General features: G+C 37.7%; 15 protein-coding genes and 3 pseudogenes. 4 read left to right on the plus strand and 14 right to left on the minus strand.

Annotation, left to right across the window (positions count from 1 at the left end):
* Positions 1-88 precede the first annotated feature (88 nt).
* The 3 genes from HX13_RS02910 to folK are packed head-to-tail and all read right to left on the minus strand — an operon-like array spanning position 89 to position 3,142.
* Positions 89-1,612: an OmpA family protein gene (locus tag HX13_RS02910; protein WP_050019844.1), complete on the minus strand. Its 1,524-nt coding sequence runs from the start codon at positions 1,610-1,612 to the stop codon at positions 89-91.
* A 58-nt stretch (positions 1,613-1,670) separates the two neighbouring features.
* Positions 1,671-2,789, minus strand: a complete 1,119-nt coding sequence (locus tag HX13_RS02915) for a hypothetical protein (protein WP_050019845.1) — start codon at positions 2,787-2,789, stop codon at positions 1,671-1,673.
* Positions 2,790-2,806: 17 nt separating this feature from the next.
* Complete coding sequence (gene folK / locus HX13_RS02920) at positions 2,807-3,142, minus strand: 2-amino-4-hydroxy-6-hydroxymethyldihydropteridine diphosphokinase (protein ID WP_316931251.1); 336 nt, start codon at positions 3,140-3,142, stop codon at positions 2,807-2,809.
* Between the two features lie 103 nt (positions 3,143-3,245).
* On the opposite strand from folK, the pseudogene sppA reads away from it, so the two are divergent.
* Positions 3,246-5,001: pseudogene (gene sppA, locus HX13_RS02925) on the plus strand (signal peptide peptidase SppA).
* Positions 5,002-5,068: 67 nt separating this feature from the next.
* Here sppA and HX13_RS02930 read toward each other — a convergent pair.
* The 6 genes and pseudogenes from HX13_RS02930 to rpmB all read right to left on the minus strand — a co-directional run bounded on the left by HX13_RS02930 (position 5,069) and on the right by rpmB (position 7,533).
* Positions 5,069-5,329 carry a GlsB/YeaQ/YmgE family stress response membrane protein gene (locus HX13_RS02930; protein ID WP_050019846.1) on the minus strand — a complete coding sequence of 87 codons (261 nt, stop codon included), beginning with the start codon at positions 5,327-5,329 and terminating at the stop codon, positions 5,069-5,071.
* 72 nt (positions 5,330-5,401) lie between these two features.
* Positions 5,402-6,356, minus strand: a pseudogene (gene ftsY, locus HX13_RS26240) (signal recognition particle-docking protein FtsY).
* Between the two features lie 15 nt (positions 6,357-6,371).
* On the minus strand, positions 6,372-6,776 hold the full coding sequence (locus HX13_RS02940; RefSeq protein ID WP_238554992.1) for a RidA family protein: 405 nt from the start codon (positions 6,774-6,776) through the stop codon (positions 6,372-6,374).
* Between the two features lie 152 nt (positions 6,777-6,928).
* Positions 6,929-7,081 carry a DUF4295 domain-containing protein gene (locus HX13_RS21810; RefSeq protein WP_002976755.1) on the minus strand — a complete coding sequence of 51 codons (153 nt, stop codon included), beginning with the start codon at positions 7,079-7,081 and terminating at the stop codon, positions 6,929-6,931.
* A 19-nt stretch (positions 7,082-7,100) separates the two neighbouring features.
* A pseudogene (locus HX13_RS26245) lies at positions 7,101-7,160 on the minus strand (50S ribosomal protein L33); the annotation flags it as partial.
* Positions 7,161-7,293: 133 nt separating this feature from the next.
* Positions 7,294-7,533: a 50S ribosomal protein L28 gene (rpmB, locus tag HX13_RS02945; protein WP_007841810.1), complete on the minus strand. Its 240-nt coding sequence runs from the start codon at positions 7,531-7,533 to the stop codon at positions 7,294-7,296.
* A gap of 241 nt (positions 7,534-7,774) precedes the next feature.
* Between rpmB and HX13_RS02950 the strand changes: the two genes are divergently transcribed.
* A complete protein-coding gene (locus HX13_RS02950) occupies positions 7,775-9,487 on the plus strand; it encodes a T9SS type A sorting domain-containing protein (protein ID WP_050019848.1) in 1,713 nt (570 codons plus the stop codon).
* Positions 9,488-9,604: 117 nt separating this feature from the next.
* Here HX13_RS02950 and lnt read toward each other — a convergent pair whose 3' ends face one another.
* Positions 9,605-11,239, minus strand: coding sequence for an apolipoprotein N-acyltransferase (gene lnt, locus HX13_RS02955; protein ID WP_050019849.1), 1,635 nt, complete (start codon positions 11,237-11,239; stop codon positions 9,605-9,607).
* 55 nt (positions 11,240-11,294) lie between these two features.
* On the opposite strand from lnt, the gene HX13_RS02960 reads away from it, so the two are divergent.
* Positions 11,295-11,624 (plus strand): hypothetical protein, encoded by a 330-nt coding sequence (locus HX13_RS02960; RefSeq protein WP_316931267.1) that lies wholly within the window; start codon positions 11,295-11,297, stop codon positions 11,622-11,624.
* Positions 11,581-11,709 (plus strand): VanZ family protein, encoded by a 129-nt coding sequence (locus HX13_RS25900; RefSeq protein ID WP_316931252.1) that lies wholly within the window; start codon positions 11,581-11,583, stop codon positions 11,707-11,709. Before HX13_RS02960 ends, HX13_RS25900 begins: the two co-directional genes overlap by 44 nt.
* Here HX13_RS25900 and proC read toward each other — a convergent pair.
* The 4 genes from proC to HX13_RS02980 all read right to left on the minus strand — a co-directional run bounded on the left by proC (position 11,699) and on the right by HX13_RS02980 (position 15,547).
* Positions 11,699-12,502 carry a pyrroline-5-carboxylate reductase gene (proC, locus tag HX13_RS02965; RefSeq protein WP_050019850.1) on the minus strand — a complete coding sequence of 268 codons (804 nt, stop codon included), beginning with the start codon at positions 12,500-12,502 and terminating at the stop codon, positions 11,699-11,701. The genes HX13_RS25900 and proC overlap by 11 nt on opposite strands.
* A 328-nt stretch (positions 12,503-12,830) precedes the next feature.
* On the minus strand, positions 12,831-13,844 hold the full coding sequence (murB, locus tag HX13_RS02970; RefSeq protein ID WP_050019851.1) for a UDP-N-acetylmuramate dehydrogenase: 1,014 nt from the start codon (positions 13,842-13,844) through the stop codon (positions 12,831-12,833).
* A gap of 3 nt (positions 13,845-13,847) precedes the next feature.
* Positions 13,848-14,336 carry a hypothetical protein gene (locus HX13_RS02975; protein WP_228377684.1) on the minus strand — a complete coding sequence of 163 codons (489 nt, stop codon included), beginning with the start codon at positions 14,334-14,336 and terminating at the stop codon, positions 13,848-13,850.
* 5 nt (positions 14,337-14,341) lie between these two features.
* On the minus strand, positions 14,342-15,547 hold the full coding sequence (locus HX13_RS02980; RefSeq protein WP_050019853.1) for a pyridoxal phosphate-dependent aminotransferase: 1,206 nt from the start codon (positions 15,545-15,547) through the stop codon (positions 14,342-14,344).
* Positions 15,548-15,718 lie beyond the last annotated feature (171 nt).

Here is a 15,718-nt window from a genome sequence, read left to right on the forward strand (position 1 = left end):
TAAAATGATATAAAGGTATGTAAAATATTCCGTAATTGAAAAAAAAAAACCGAAAAGAACTATTCTTTTCGGTTTATATTATAAGAAATTATTTTTTCTTTTTCTTAGCGGAAGCTTTTTTTGCTGGCTTTTTAACCGGAGCATCTTCATAGTCTTTTTTCTTAATAGAATTCCATTCAGAGCTCTCCACAAATCTTACTGTAACTTTTCTGTCTGCTAATCTTTCTGCGTCTGAAGCAGTGGCAGGAACCGTAGCTTCTGCTGATCCTACACCTCTTGATTTTAAAACATCCTGACTAACTCCTCTGCTTTCTAAAGCAGCTACCACAGCAGCAGCTCTCTCTTTAGATAATCTAAGGTTGTAAGCAGCACTTCCTTTAATATCAGTATGCCCAGTCAGTAAATAATTACCTCCATTTTCCTTGATTATGGAAGCTGCCAGATCTAATTTACTATTAGATTCAGGTCTGATGGTCGCTTTATTAAAATTAAAGTAAATATCCTTAAGGGTTTTTTCTACTTCTACAGCAGTCTGGTTATTGTCTTTTTTTACCGGACATCCGTTGTTTTCAACAGGTCCCGGAACCGTTACACACTTATCATAAAGGTCAATAACACCATCAAGGTCAGTATCAAGGGCAACTCCGGCTCCATCTACTCTTGCTCCTGCAGGAGTATCAAGCTGTCTGTCCCAATCGTCGCATACTCCATCATTATCAGCATCTCCTTTTTTACATACTTCGATATCCTGGTTTTTGTTGGCCAGAACGTCAAGTTTGTAATAAATTTCCTGAAGCGGATCATGCCACATTAAGTGAGAATCATGTTTTCCTAATTTGAAGGAAAGACCTAAAGTTGCATTGAAGAAATTGTCAGAAACTTGCTCTGAACGCTTGTTGATTGCACTGTATGCATCTCCTCCGCCATCAAATTCATCATCACCGGTTACCACATACATCAATCTACCTTCAAGATCAATTCTTTTGTTAACTTTGAACTTCAACCCGGCACCTGCCTGCATAAACATAGATCCTAACTTGAAAGGCTTGACTTCCGTCATTAGTCTTTGCCCTTTGATGTCTTTCTGATAAGCTCTGTAAGCAAGCGTACCAAGACCTGCATATCCATGAAGTGCCCATCTGTAAGGAGAGTGGTTATCAACTCTTCTTAAAAGATTAGAGAAGTTAATGTCTCCCAAAATGGAGATTGCATCATACTGGGTTCTTGCTCCTACTGCCGTGGCATCAGGTGCAGCATCCTTGGTATTGAACCATCCTTGTCTGGTTTCCCCTCTGTCATATTGCAGCTTCAAGCCAAAAGCATGGGTGATGGCTTTATCAATACTTACATAGGCAGAATAGCCAAAAAGGTTTTTACCGTTCCCGTTTTTAATAGAGGTTAAATCAGATGATTGAAGAAGAGGAACCCCTGCTCCTACTGAAATAGACCAGTCATTAAATCTTTTTGATTGGTTGGTAAATGGGGAAACGTTAGCAGATCCGGAAGAAAATGTGTTAGGATATTCTCCACCCGAAGCTGCCATAGTGTCTTGTGCATAGCCGGCAGTGGGAACCGCCAATGCTAATGCAGCAATTGCTAAACTTAATTTCATCGTGTATTTATTATATGATTTTTCTTGCTGAAAAGTTTTTCAACTTTTTATTATGTTATTATTTAACCGGACATCCGTTATTTTCCACAGGCCCTGGAACGGTTACACACTTATCGTATAAGTCGATAACTCCGTCAAGATCCATATCCAACGCTACTCCGGCACCATCTACTCTTGCTCCTGCAGGAGTATCAAGCTGTCTGTCCCAATCATCACATACCCCGTCATTATCAGCATCTCCTTTTTCACACACTACAAAATCCGTAGATGCATTTTCCAATACATTGGTTTTGTAATAAGCTTCCTGCAGAGGGTCATGCCATGCCAGGTGAGATAAATGTTTCCCTAGTTTGAAAGATACCCCTAAAGTAACTGTCCATGCATTATCAGATCTTTTGTCATTGATCATATTATATTTTGATCCTGGAGTAGAAGGGTCGTAGTTATTAGCATCACCCCATCCGCCACCGTCGAAAGAGTCGTCTCCACTGATGAAGTACATGGTTCTTGCTTCTACGTCAATAAGTTTTGAAACATTATATTTCAAGCCTAAACCTCCCTGGTAGTAAACAGAGTTGATATCAAGATCTTGTTTGATAAATAACGGAACTCTTTTAGGGTTAGTGCTCCATCTGTTTTCATCATTGTCATGTAATGATGTTCTGTACCCCATAAGGCCAATTCCCATATAACCATGGAAAGACCATCTGTAAGGAGAATGATTATCCACTCTTCTCAATAAGTTAGAAAAGTTGATGTCTCCTAATAAGGAAATGGCATCAAATTGAGTAGTAGCGGTAGCTATTCCTGCCAATTGCCCTGCGGCACCCGGTAGTTGTCCTGTTTGTTTCGTTTCTCCTCTTGTATACATAAGGCTTAAACCGAATGTATGTGAAATTTGCTTATCCACACTGATGTAGGCATTATACCCCCATTTGGTATTATCCTTACGAAGTGATGTAAGGTCAGCATGAGCCATAAATGCCGGACCGCCTCCAACTGATATTGACCAGTCTCTGAAGCGTCTGGATTTATTGTCGAAAGGTTGTACATTAGCGGAGCCTGAAGAAAAAGTATTAGGATACTCAGTGGAAGAGTTTACTGCGGTACTGCTGTTTTGAGCCTGTGCGTAAACCGCGATTGGCAGTGTTGCCAATAATAATAAACCTAATTTCATACTATATGTTTTATGTTTTAAATAAAATCCTTTAATAATATTCTGGAAAACTCCCTTTCAAAAAGATGCTTTTTATGAGGGATTTCTAATCTTTCTGATTTAAAATTTAATTCATTATATTTAATGATATCAATATCTATTATTCTGTCGCTATAGCCACCAGATACTTTTGAATCATTAACTCTTCCCATTTCAGCTTCAATATTCTTTATACAATCAAGCAGTTCAATTGGTGAAAGATGCGTGAATATTATTGCTGCAATATTACAAAAAATATTGGAACTGACAAATTCTACAGGATCAGATATTAAAAATTCGCTGATTTGTGAAATTTCATTTCCTGCCGCACTTATTTTGTCTAATGCAAGCTCTAAATTTTTTTTTTTTGATCCCCAAGGTTACTTCCTAGTAACAAAACTACCTTTTGCTGCGACATATTGGAAAATTGATTGATTTATGAGAAGTTTCTTTAAAAATGTTTTGGCAAATATAGTAGCAATAATCATACTTTGCGCTGTATTTTTCATCTTTTTCATTATGATGCTTGTGTTCAGTGCTATGGGCAATGATAAATCGGTGGTGGTGAAAAAGAATTCTGTCCTTACGATTAATCTTAAAACAAATATTATAGATAGTCCTACTGAAGAGGAAGTAGGGTTATTTGGTCTTAATGCACAGAACAAAAGTGTTCTTCTTTATGATGCGTTGGAAGCTATTAATAAAGCAAAAACGGATGATCATATTAAGGGGATCAGTATTGAAGCGGATGATTTAAATGCAGGGCTTACACAAATTGATGATCTCAGGAATGCCATAGAAGATTTTAAAAAGAGTGGCAAATTTGTATATGCTTATGGGAACGGGGTTTCTCAATCATCTTATTATCTGGGATCCGTAGCGGATCAATATTATCTTAATCCTGCGGGAGGTATTGAACTAAAAGGTCTTTCTACAGAAGTTACATTTTTTAAAGACTTTGCAGATAAATATGGAATCGGTATTGAAGTGATCCGTCACGGTAAATTTAAATCAGCGGTGGAACCTTTTTTAAGGAATGATATTTCTCCTGAAAATAAGGAACAGCTAAGTACTCTTCTGAACGATCTCTGGAAAAACACTTCTAATAAAATAGCCGCTTCAAGAAAAATTGATACTGTACAGTTCAGAACAGTAGTGGATAGCTTATATGGAATGATTCCTGAGCTTGGATTGAAATATAAGCTTGCGGATAAGCTTATTCAAAAGACTGAATATGACAATCTGATCAAGTCTAAATTAAGTCTGAAAGAAAAAGAAAAATTAAATAAAATTTCACTGGCCAATTATATCAGCTCTTATGCCGATGATGAGAAGTCGGGGGAGAAAGTGGCGGTTTTATATGCTTCGGGGTCTATCAACAATGGGGATGGCTATAGTGATATCTATTCTGAACAATATATAAAATACATTAAAAAGCTTCAGGATGATGATAAAGTAAAGGCCGTTGTCTTCAGAATCAATTCCCCGGGAGGAAGTGCCAATGCTTCAGATGAAATTTTATTTGAACTTCAGCAATTAAAAAAGAAAAAGCCGTTGGTGGTTTCCTTCGGAGACTATGCTGCTTCGGGGGGATATTATGTAGCCATGGCCGCTGATAAAATTTATTCAGAGCCTAATACACTTACAGGGTCTATCGGAGTTTTTGGGGTAATTCCTTACTTTAAAGATATTGCCAATAAAAACGGGATCCGTTCAGATATTGTAGCAACCAACGCTAACTCTATGTACTATTCCGGGCTAAACGGGGTGACACCTTATGGCGTGAATATGATCACAAGAGGAGTAGAAGGAACATATAAAAGGTTTGTACATTTTGTAACGCAAAACAGAAAGCAGACTTTTGAGCAGATTGATAATGTAGGAGGCGGAAGAGTATGGAGTGGTACCCGTGCAAAGCAGATCGGTCTGGTAGATGAACTGGGTACTCTGAATGATGCCATAAAGTTTGCCGCACAGAAGGCAGGCCTGAAATCTTATAATGTAGATTCATTCCCTAAAAAAAATGTCTCCTTTTGAGCAGATATTCAAAGACCTGAATGAGGATGATGTTTCTGCAAGAATCATTAAAAATAAAATAGGGAAGGCCAACTATGAGATCCTGGAGCAGATTACAGACAAGAAGCTTCAGTCTGAAATCAAGATGTCCATGCCTTACCAGATTAAAATCGACTAACTAAATTATATTGTACACAAAAATCCCGGATCTGAATTTCAGATCCGGGATTTTATTTTTTTAATATTTAGCTTTTCTTCGTGGCCATTCCGTAAATCCAGAGGATAATTAAAGCTCCTCCGATAGAGAGAATCCAGCTTCTTGGATTCCAGAATGAGGTGACATCTCCCCAATGTAAAATGTAGACTCCTATAGCTCCTCCTATAAACGCTCCCAGAATTCCCAGGATGATAGTGATAAGCCATCCGCCTCCCTGAGTTCCGGGCATGATCATTTTAGCGATTGCACCTGCAATAAGACCGAATAAGATCCATGTTAATATTCCCATAGTTGCAAATTTTTTTAATTGTTAATATTTAAATTGATTTGTTTACTAATATAAGGGAAAACATGATATAAATCATCTTTTCTTGAAGAATGAGTCTACAAATTCCGTACCATTAAAAAGTTGCAGATCCTGCATTTTCTCGCCTACACCGATATATTTTACCGGAATCTGGAACTGGTCAGAGATTCCAATCACGACTCCGCCTTTAGCTGTTCCATCCAGTTTTGTTACAGCCAGGGCATTCACTTCAGTAGCTGCAGTAAATTGCTTGGCCTGTTCAAATGCATTCTGACCTGTAGAACCATCCAGCACTAATAAAATCTCATGAGGGGCATCAGGAATCACCTTTTGCATAACTCTTTTGATTTTAGAAAGCTCGTTCATGAGGTTGATTTTATTGTGAAGTCTTCCTGCTGTATCAATAATAACAACATCTGCATTTTGAGCTACAGCACTTTGCACCGTATCAAAAGCAACCGAAGCAGGATCGGAACCCATTCCTTGTTTTACGATAGGTACATCCACTCTTTCGCTCCAGATGGTAAGCTGGTCTACGGCTGCAGCTCTGAAAGTATCAGCAGCACCTAAAAACGACTTTTTTACCTTCAGATTTGAATTGGTGTGCCAGTTTCCCGATAGTAGTGGTTTTCCCAACCCCGTTTACTCCTACTACCATGATTACATATGGCTTTTTAGAAGTATCGATATTGCCGGTTCCTGCATGAGGATTTTCAAGTAACAGTCCGGAGATCTCCTCACGAAGAATTTTATCCAGCTCGCTCACTCCCACGTATTTGTCGCGGGCAACACGCTCCTCAATTCTTTCTATGATTTTGATCGTAGTAGAGGCCCCCACGTCGGAAGCAATAAGTACTTCTTCAAGGTCATCCAGCACTTCGTCATCTACTTTGCTTTTACCGACTACGGCTTTTGTCATTTTTTCAAAGAATCCCTGGCTGGATTTTTCCAATCCTTTGTCCAGTGTTTCTTTTTCTTCTTTTTTGAAAATATTTTTAAACCAACTCATAGTTTTAGTTTATTCTTATTTATTTTTAATCACTGCTGTGGCTTCCACTTCTATCAATACATCATTTCTGAAAAGAGAACTTACTTCTACAAGGCTGCTTACAGGAGGGTGTTGAATATTTACATATAAATCCCTTACCTTTCTGAAGCCTGCAGTCTGGGAAATATCTTTAATAAAAATTCCCAGTTTTACAATATCTTTTCCGGTTCCTCCATATTCTTTCAGAATGTTCTCTATATTTCTGAAGATCTGATGAGACTGCTCTTCTACAGTATTTCCTACCAGATTACCTTCTGCATTTAAAGGCACCTGGCCGGATAATAAAATCATCCTGGAGTTTCCGCAGTCGATACTTACGGACTGTGATAATCCCTGGATATTGAAAACTTCTGATGAATTTTTATATTCTATAGGGTTCATTGTTTTCTGACCGAATGAAAATAGAAAAATTACTGTGCACAACAGAGCAAGAATATTTTTCATATTTTACTGATTAATAATCTGGTGAGCAAAGATAACAAAAAAACTACCCAAAAGTTGAGTAGTTTTTTATATTGTAAATAAAGTGGAGATTATTTTTTCAAATAACCATCAACTTCGTCTGCATTCATTACTTTTTCTTCGAAAACGTAAGCTCCTGATTTAGAAGACTTCACCATTTTCACCACTTTAGTCATCTTTTTAGACTGACCGCTTTGTAGGGTTGCTACTACTTTCTTTGCCATGGTAAATTATATTTATAAATTACTTGATTTCTTTATGAACAGTATATTTCTTAAGAACAGGATTGTACTTTTTTAAGCTCTAATCTCTCTGTAGTGTTCTTTTTTATTTTTTTGTAGAAATGTATCTGGACATTCCTGGCATACCGCTTTCTTTGTGCTCTGTACATTCAAGGATTACTTGAACTCTGTTTCCTTTTTTTGCCATGATTCAATTACTTTTTAATCAATCCGTTTCTTACAGCTCTTTCCAGAGCCTCTTCGATTCCAATCTTGTTAATCACTCTCAATCCATGAGCTGATACTTTCAGTGTTACGTGCTTATCTTGCTCCGGAAGGTAAAACTTCTTCTCCAATAAGTTAATTTCAAAACGACGCTTCGTTTTGTTATTAGCGTGAGAAACGTTGTTACCAACCATTGCACGCTTTCCTGTTATTTGGCAAATTCTTGACATATCTCGATGTTCTTATTTGTATAATATTTGAGAGTGCAAAATAACGAAGAATTTTTTAGATAGACAAATCTTTTGGAATTTTTTTATAAATAAGTAACTGATTGATACTATTGATTTTTAAAATAACCCAATTGCCGTAATAAAGCGTCCCAGCAGGACTGATATATTTCATGCAGGCTTTTTCCGGAGAAAATAACTTTAAATTATATCTTTGTTTTTAATTAATCTAAATAAAAATAATATGAAAAGAATTTATATTTTTTTATCCATGCTTCCCGTTGGATTATCTGCGCAAAGCTTTACTGAAATACAGACCGGCATGAACAACTTCTATTATTCTGCAGCAGATGTTGCAGATATAGATAATAACGGGACATTGGATATTGTATTTAACGGGGCAATAGATTCTGATGGAGACGGAAATGTAGACACCAGCTATAACGAGGTGTATCAGAATAACGGCTCATCATGGTCCGGATATGCGGATCTCGGAAGCTATGCCACCCATCTGGGAGACATCAGGTTTATTGATTATAATAATGACGGACTTCCGGATATTATTTCTACCGGCCTCAGCTATATGGACATTGTTAATTACAAGCATTACAGATTTAAAAATACAGGAACCGGTTTTGTAAAAGAAGAAACGCTTCCGGGAAAGGTGTATGGTTCTATGGAAGTTTTTGATTTTAATCACGATGGGAAACCTGACTATGCCATTAACGGAGCTCAATATATCAACGGAGCAGGCTTTAAAAATACATTGGATCTGTACCAAAATACCGGGCAGGATTTTAATCAGATCGGTAATTGGATGGAAGGCACCCAGAATGGAAGCTTTAAAGTGGTAGACCTTAATAATGATCATCTGCTGGATCTTGTGATCATAGGAGCGGATGTGAACGGAGGACCTGTTTCTAAAGTTTACATCAACCAGGCGGGAGTATTGACTCATACACAGGACCTGAAGCCTCTGGCAAGTGGAAAGATAGATGTTGCAGATTTCAATGCCGATGGATTCCAGGATCTTGTTATAGTAGGAAAAGACGAAAATGACGACGGATATTTTGCTGTTCTGATGAATGACGGGACGGGAACATTCTCAACACAAGTGTTTGACGGACATGATATGTCTGATGTTTCGATAAGTACAGGAGATTTGAATAATGACGGATATTATGATTTTATCATTTCCGGAAATAAAAATTATAATGCCTTTGTAAAGACCTATATATATGACAGGGTAGGCCAGGAATTTACGGAAAGTTCGGCAACAGGAATATATGCACTGGGTGGCCCGGGACTTGTGCAATTATTTGATTTTAATAATGATCATCATCTTGATGTATTGCTGGGTGGATTCGACTGGGCAGATCCCGGGATGCCATCCCTCACCAGATTGTTTCAGAATACTTCGGCAGAAGTTAACTTAAAACCTATGCCTCCTGCTCAGCTGAATCTCACCAGAAACGGAAATCGATTTAATTTTACATGGAGTGGGGCTTCTGATGATAAAACTCCGGTTAATGCATTACGATACGAAATCAAGGTAGGTTCAGCACCGGGAGCAAAAGATATTGCCCAATATGTGGTAACAACCCCGTCATGGTTTCTTGATTTGGATCCGTCTGTCCAGAATATATACTGGAGTGTAAGATCAATTGATGCTTCAAAAGTATATTCTGATGAATCTATACAGGGAACTCTCGGGACGAAAGATATGAAACCTGTTGAAAGCCTGCTGGCAATATATCCCAACCCTGCCTCTGAAAAAGTGTATATTAAAGGTGAAAAGGTGCTGGAGGCTGAAATGTATTCAATGGATGGCAGGAAACTGGATATTATATGGAATGCAGACCAATCTATTGATGTTTCTCACCTGGCTAAAGGAATATATTTACTAAAACTGAAGATAAAAAACGAAATAACCACTAAAAAACTTACGATTAAATAGTTGAATTACTCTATCTTCTATCAATGAGAAAAGCCAGACGTCCAGCTGGCTTTTCTCTTTTTTTCAGGTGATTTTATTTTTGTTCGATGAGACGTTATCAATTTCTTGCCAATCAAACTAAATTTTCTTTGTCCTGTTTCTGAATTTTTCAATGAGGAAATAAAACAGTAAAAACCCTAAGGCAAATATGGAAAACCTTGAAAGAAGGTCCCCTGCTCTTGTATAAAAGGTCATTGTATCATATAAATTTATTTTTGCAAATAGAGCAGTCTGATCACCATAAAAAGTATCTGCTTCTATTTCCCCTTTGGCATTGATATGCGCTGAGATACCACTATTGGCAGCACGGGCAATTTCTCTCCGTGTTTCAATCGCTCTTAATTTGGCATAGGATAAAAGCTGTTTATGGCCTTCGGTAACGCCCCACCAGGAGTCATTGGTCATGATTCCTAAGAAATTGGCGCCTTTTTTAACATAATCAGTGACAAATTCACCATAAATGCTTTCGTAGCAAATAATAGGGGCCAATTTCCCTTTGTTATAAGGATTGGAGAAGGCCATTCTTTCTTTGTCTATCCCTAAAGAGGCGACTGTTCCTCCAAGATTGAGCATAGCATCCCCCAAAACAGGCTTCAGAACGCTCATATAAGGAAATATTTCAACACCCGGAACCAGTTTGCCCTTGTGATATACCTGAACTTTTTGATCAGGAGCAAGCTGAACTGCCGTATTGTAGCTACTCACCCAAACGCCATTGTTGACCTGGTAGGCTTCTTTAGGTAAGCTGGCCTGATCAAAATATAAACGGTGCGATGAAATTCCGGTAGCAAATACTGAACCCGGGTGTTTTGATAGAAAGTCTTTGAGATTATTTAACAACAAACTCTTTTCAAAACCCGTTTCAGAAATAGAGCCCCGTCCCGGAAGAGCTGTTTCAGGGGCAATATAGTAATCTATTTTGGTGGTTGAATTTTTTTCTGCCAGCGAAAGAAGATCCTGCTCTATCGTTAAGCTGTCCTTGGAATATTTCTCAGCATAAGGATCAAGATCAGGTTGTAGCAATAGGACATTTACCTGTCCGGAAGGCTTTTCATTAAAGTTGTTATACTTAACGATGGAAATGATCATAGGAACAGCGATCAAAGCTGCTATAACAGATGAATTTTTAATGAGCTCTTTTCTCTTTCTTCCTGCCTCCCATGTTCTTAAAGTATAAAAAATAAAAACGTTAGTCAGTAGAATCCAGAAACTACCCCCGGTGGCTCCTAAGGTATCATACCATTGAATCAGTTTCGGATAATCGGAGAATACGTTTCCTAAGTTCAGCCATGGCCAGGTAAGCTCCCAGCTCATGTGAAATTTTTCAAAACTCATCCAGATGGCGATAAGAAATCCTAATCCCCAATAGGTTCCCTGTGCGTTTTTATACCAATGATAACATTGAAACATCAATGCATATAACAGCGAATTGACAAGTACGGGAAATAAAACGGCCATTAAAGAATGACTTCCGTCAGGATTCTTTGAGCCATACAGCCATCCTGTGGTGACTACATTCCAGATTACAAAACAGAGATAGGAAAGGCCGAAAACAGCCCAGCTTTTTCTTTTGTAACCTGAGAATTTTGAAATCCCATGTTCCATCATGAGCAGAGGAACAAGAGCGAAAAATATAAAAAACGGAACTCCGTAAGTAGGCCATGAAACCGACAGCAGCATTGCTGAAATAAGTGTAAGCAGAACGTATTTCATTAAATTATTTTAACATACAAATTTAATGTTTTTGAAATGAATATATTAGCACTCCATGTTAAAGAAAATATATAAAATTGTTATTATTCCTTATACCCTGTTTTTGCTTTATCTGATGTTTCTGGGTATGGGCAGGTTTCAGTATGAAGATAACCTGATCAGGGTGGAACCGGTGTTTTCAACGATAGACTTTATTCAGAATTCCATTAGCTGGAAAAATGTCATCATGATTGTACTGGGGAATATTGTTATGTTTATTCCTTTCGGTTTTCTTGGCTGGATTGTTCCGGAACTAAAAAAATTTGAAAAGCTTACTTTTTGCTTTTATCTCATCCATTGTCATAGCAGAAGCGCTCCAATACTTTACAAGAATGGGGATATTTGAGGTGGATGATATTATTTTAAATACTTTTGGAGTCTATTTGGGATGGCTCCTGTGCAGGTATACTGAAAAACGGTTTAGCTGTTGAGCTCTTTAGCCCTTTTTTCAGCATTCAGAATTCCCAGTTTTAGAATTTCTTTAAATTGATTATCCTCAAATGTTTTTAAAGCAGCTTCAGTGGTTCCGCCTTTGGATGCAACATCTTTTATCAGTTCCTCAAGGTTTTTTTCCGAGTTATTGATGAGATGATAAGCTCCCAGCATGGTTTGCTTTACAAACAGTTTAGACAGGTTTTCTTCAATTCCCATTTCGATTCCCGCTTTGATCATGGCATCAATAATGTAATAGAAGTAAGCAGGGCCACTGCCCGAAAGGGCGGTAACTCCATCCAGGAGTTCTTCATTTTCCAGGTAAACAGATCTGCCGGTACTGTTCAGTAATCGTTCAATATTAATAAGTTGGCTGAAAGAGATCCCGTCTGCAGCAGTGTATCCGGTGATTCCCATTCCCAGAAGGGTAGGAGAGTTTGGCATTGCTCTTACAACAAGCGGATGATTCAGTGATTTTTGAATTTTCTCAATATTGATTCCTGCCATGATGGATAGAACCATTTGGCTTTCTTTTAAGGTAAATGATAAGTTTTGAGCCACTGTCTGAAAATCCTGAGGCTTTACAGCAATGATGATCAGGTCTGCATCAAGTTCCTTTACCATTTCAAAAGTGGAGATTTTTGATTTTGGGAACTCTTCTGCTATTTTGGCTGTTTTCGCTTGATTTCTGATGATCAGATGAAGATTTTCAGGTTTGATAAGCTCGTATTTCAAAAATGATTTTGAAAAAGAAAGTCCCATATTTCCGGCTCCAAGAATCGCTATTTTCATATTGTGCTTTTATTTTTTAGCTAAAATAAGAATTTATAGGGACAGGATATGGATTAAAATGAATGATTTGTTGTTAAAGGTCTTAAGAGTATTTTGTCCGAAGACCTTTCTCAATGTGATGACTTTCAGAAAAACCACAAGTGTACAAGTGAGTTCATCGGTATATTAATAGCGATTAAAAATAAAGTGTCCCGCAGGTTTCCATAAGTATCCCATCTCGTTATCTGTGAAATCATCGAGACAATAATTTTAGAATAAATAAATCTAACGTCTTACCGGTCAACTTAAGAATAAAAAAGGCTGAATTCAAATTGAATCAGCCTGTATGTTATATTATATTGACTTCCCGTTCCAGTTCTATTCCAAATTTTTCTTTTACGGAATTGATGATTTCTGTAGAAAAATCGAAAATTTCTTTCCCTGTGGCGTTTCCTGTAGCATTGATGATCACCAGGGATTGTAGTTGATGCGAGGCTACATTTCCGATCTGTTTTCCTTTCCAGCCGCATTGTTCAATCAGCCATCCGGCAGGAACTTTTACCTTATCTCCGTTAGGATATCCCTGAATATTTTCAAATTTTTGTTGCAAACTTTCAAATTGAGTTAAAGGAATAGTGGGGTTTTTGAAAAAACTTCCGGCATTTCCGATGATTTTAGGGTCGGGTAGTTTACTTTGCCTGATGCTGATCACAGCTTTGGAAACATCCTGGATGGTAGGATTGGTAATTCCTGATTTCTCCAGTTCAGATTGAATAGCTCCATATTCTGTTTTTATATGATGATCTTTCAGGGTAAGTTTAAAAGTAACTTCCAGAATAACATATCTGCCTTTTCCTTCTTGTTTGAATATGGAGTCTCTATATCCAAACCTGCATTCCTCAAGGTTGAATGTTGTAATCATCATATTGTCTAAATCCAGCACCTGGCAACTGACAAAAGTATCTTTGATTTCAGTGCCGTAAGCGCCGATGTTTTGCATGGGAGAGGTGCCTACGTTGCCGGGAATTAAGGAAAGGTTCTCGAGTCCGCCATAGTTTTTCTGAAGGCAGTAGCTTACAAATTCGTGCCAGTTTTCTCCTGCCTTTGCGGTGACAAGGATTTCGTTTTCATTGATGTTTTGTTCAGAAATTCCTTTTAAATCAAGTTTAATGGCAAGACCATTAAAATCTTTTGTAAGCAGGATGTTGCTTCCTCCTCCTAAAAAAAGAAGCTGAAGAGAATGAGATTTTGAGAAAGTAATGGCCTCTTTTAATTCTTCAATGTTGTTTACCTCAGTAAAATATTGTGCTTTAGCATCAACACTGAATGTATTATAAGGTTTTAAGGAAAAATTTTCTTGCATGTTTTATTGGTATTCTTTAGGAAGAATCAGGACTAACTGTTCTTTAAACTGTTGAAGTTGTCTGTAATGTACGGTATCTGCAAAAGAATTGACGTAGATATGAGACTTTGCCGGAGTACGTATCTGAAAAGTTTCATCAATTCCGTCTACCGGTTGTTGGCTTGGAGAGCTTTTGATATCGTCAAGATCATTCACATTGATTGGAGAGATAAGCCGTTTCCAGGTATCAATATTGATGGACGAAGCCCATTCTTTATGTGTTTTATTGGCTGTAGCCCCTTTTTCTGCGAAAACAGAATCTTTTGTGACTTTAACAATGGTATATTCGCCTAATGTACCACCGATATGGGACATACTGATAAAAGTTATTTCGTTTGAAGTCCTGTTGCCGGTAACCGGTACTGTTTCTTTTTTATCACAAGAGAAAAATGCCGACAGCAAAAGGATCGAAAACAGAATTTTCAGATATAATTTTTTTGTTGTCGGCATCATCTGTATTACAGGCTAAATTCTTCTCTGTATTTTTTTAGGGCATCTTTAAGGATTTCAGCACTTCTCTTCAGATCTTCTTCTTTCAGGACGTACGCAATTCTTACCTGTTTTTTACCTAGCTCGGGATCACTATAGAATCCTCCGGCCGGAGCCACCATGATGGTTTCGTTATTAAGGGAATATTTTTCCAGCAGCCATTGTGCGAATTTTTCAGTATCATCCACCGGAAGCTCTGCCACACAATAGAAAGCTCCTCTTGGTTTAGGACATATTACTCCCGGAATAGCATTCAGAAGATCAACTAAAATATTTCTTCTGTGGGTATATTCTTCCCTAACAGCCCTGATATAGGCACCATCGTTCTGGTGTGCTGCAGTAGCTGCAATCTGACCTAAAAGAACCGGGCTTAATCTTGCCTGGGCAAAAAGCATAGCGGCATTACGGATTTTTTTGGAACGGGTCACCATACACCCGATTCTTACTCCACACATGGAGTAACGCTTCGATTCTGAATCAATAACGATGCAGTTTTCGCTTAGCTCGGGAAAGTCAAGGATAGACACCTGTTGTTTTCCATCATAGACATATTCCCTGTATACTTCGTCAGAGATGATGACGATATCATATTTTAAGGCAATTTCGGCAAGCTTTTGAAGCTCTTCACGGGTGTAAAGGTATCCTGTAGGATTGCCCGGATTGCAAATGATAATTGCCCTTGTCTTTTCTGTTATTTTTTTCTCGAATTCTTCAATAGGAGGTAGTGCAAAGCCTGTATCAATGGTAGATGATACCGCTACTACATTTACATCAAAAGTGCTGGTAAAACCGTTATAGTTTGCATAGTACGGCTCAGGGATGATGACTTCATCACCTTCATCACATAAAGTGGAGATGGCAAAGTTAAGTGCTTCAGAACCCCCATTGGTTACAATGAAATGATCCGGTGTTATATCTGCAAAACCTAATGACTGGTAATACTCTGTAAGGGCTTTCCTGTATTCCAGATTACCCTCAGAAAGTGCATATTCCAATACTTTTAAATCGATGTTTTTTAAAGCATTTAAAGCTGTTTCCGGAGTTTCAATATCAGGCTGCCCGATATTAAGATGATATACTTTTATTCCTTTCTGTTTTGCTTGTAATGCAAAAGGAACCAGTTTTCTTACCGGCGATGGCGGCATGTGCAGTGCTCTGTTTGAAATGTTCGGCATTGTTCAAAAAATTTGTATGACAAAAATAAGATTTAATTTCTCAATAAGGAAATTAAGAAACAAGAAGAAGCCTGTGTTGCTTGTAATATTGCTTTTAATACACTAAAATATTTAATATTCGGAATACTGATGTTAGTTTATTTTTAATCATTAATTAAATATTTATTAATA

It is taken from the genome of Chryseobacterium sp. P1-3 (assembly GCF_000738495.1).
GTDB lineage: Bacteria > Bacteroidota > Bacteroidia > Flavobacteriales > Weeksellaceae > Chryseobacterium > Chryseobacterium gallinarum.

Coding starts and splice junctions, on each gene's coding strand:
- HX13_RS02975 (WP_228377684.1), bottom strand. CDS start 14,336: ATGATGCCGACAACAAAAAAATTATATCTGAAAATTCTGTTTTCGATC.
- lnt (WP_050019849.1), bottom strand. CDS start 11,239: ATGAAATACGTTCTGCTTACACTTATTTCAGCAATGCTGCTGTCGGTT.
- HX13_RS21810 (WP_002976755.1), bottom strand. CDS start 7,081: ATGGCAAAGAAAGTAGTAGCAACCCTACAAAGCGGTCAGTCTAAAAAG.
- HX13_RS02960 (WP_316931267.1), top strand. CDS start 11,295: ATGTTAAAGAAAATATATAAAATTGTTATTATTCCTTATACCCTGTTT.
- HX13_RS02910 (WP_050019844.1), bottom strand. CDS start 1,612: ATGAAATTAAGTTTAGCAATTGCTGCATTAGCATTGGCGGTTCCCACT.
- murB (WP_050019851.1), bottom strand. CDS start 13,844: ATGCAAGAAAATTTTTCCTTAAAACCTTATAATACATTCAGTGTTGAT.
- HX13_RS02980 (WP_050019853.1), bottom strand. CDS start 15,547: ATGCCGAACATTTCAAACAGAGCACTGCACATGCCGCCATCGCCGGTA.
- HX13_RS02940 (WP_238554992.1), bottom strand. CDS start 6,776: ATGAACCCTATAGAATATAAAAATTCATCAGAAGTTTTCAATATCCAG.
- proC (WP_050019850.1), bottom strand. CDS start 12,502: ATGAAAATAGCGATTCTTGGAGCCGGAAATATGGGACTTTCTTTTTCA.
- HX13_RS02950 (WP_050019848.1), top strand. CDS start 7,775: ATGAAAAGAATTTATATTTTTTTATCCATGCTTCCCGTTGGATTATCT.
- HX13_RS02915 (WP_050019845.1), bottom strand. CDS start 2,789: ATGAAATTAGGTTTATTATTATTGGCAACACTGCCAATCGCGGTTTAC.
- rpmB (WP_007841810.1), bottom strand. CDS start 7,533: ATGTCAAGAATTTGCCAAATAACAGGAAAGCGTGCAATGGTTGGTAAC.
- HX13_RS02930 (WP_050019846.1), bottom strand. CDS start 5,329: ATGGGAATATTAACATGGATCTTATTCGGTCTTATTGCAGGTGCAATC.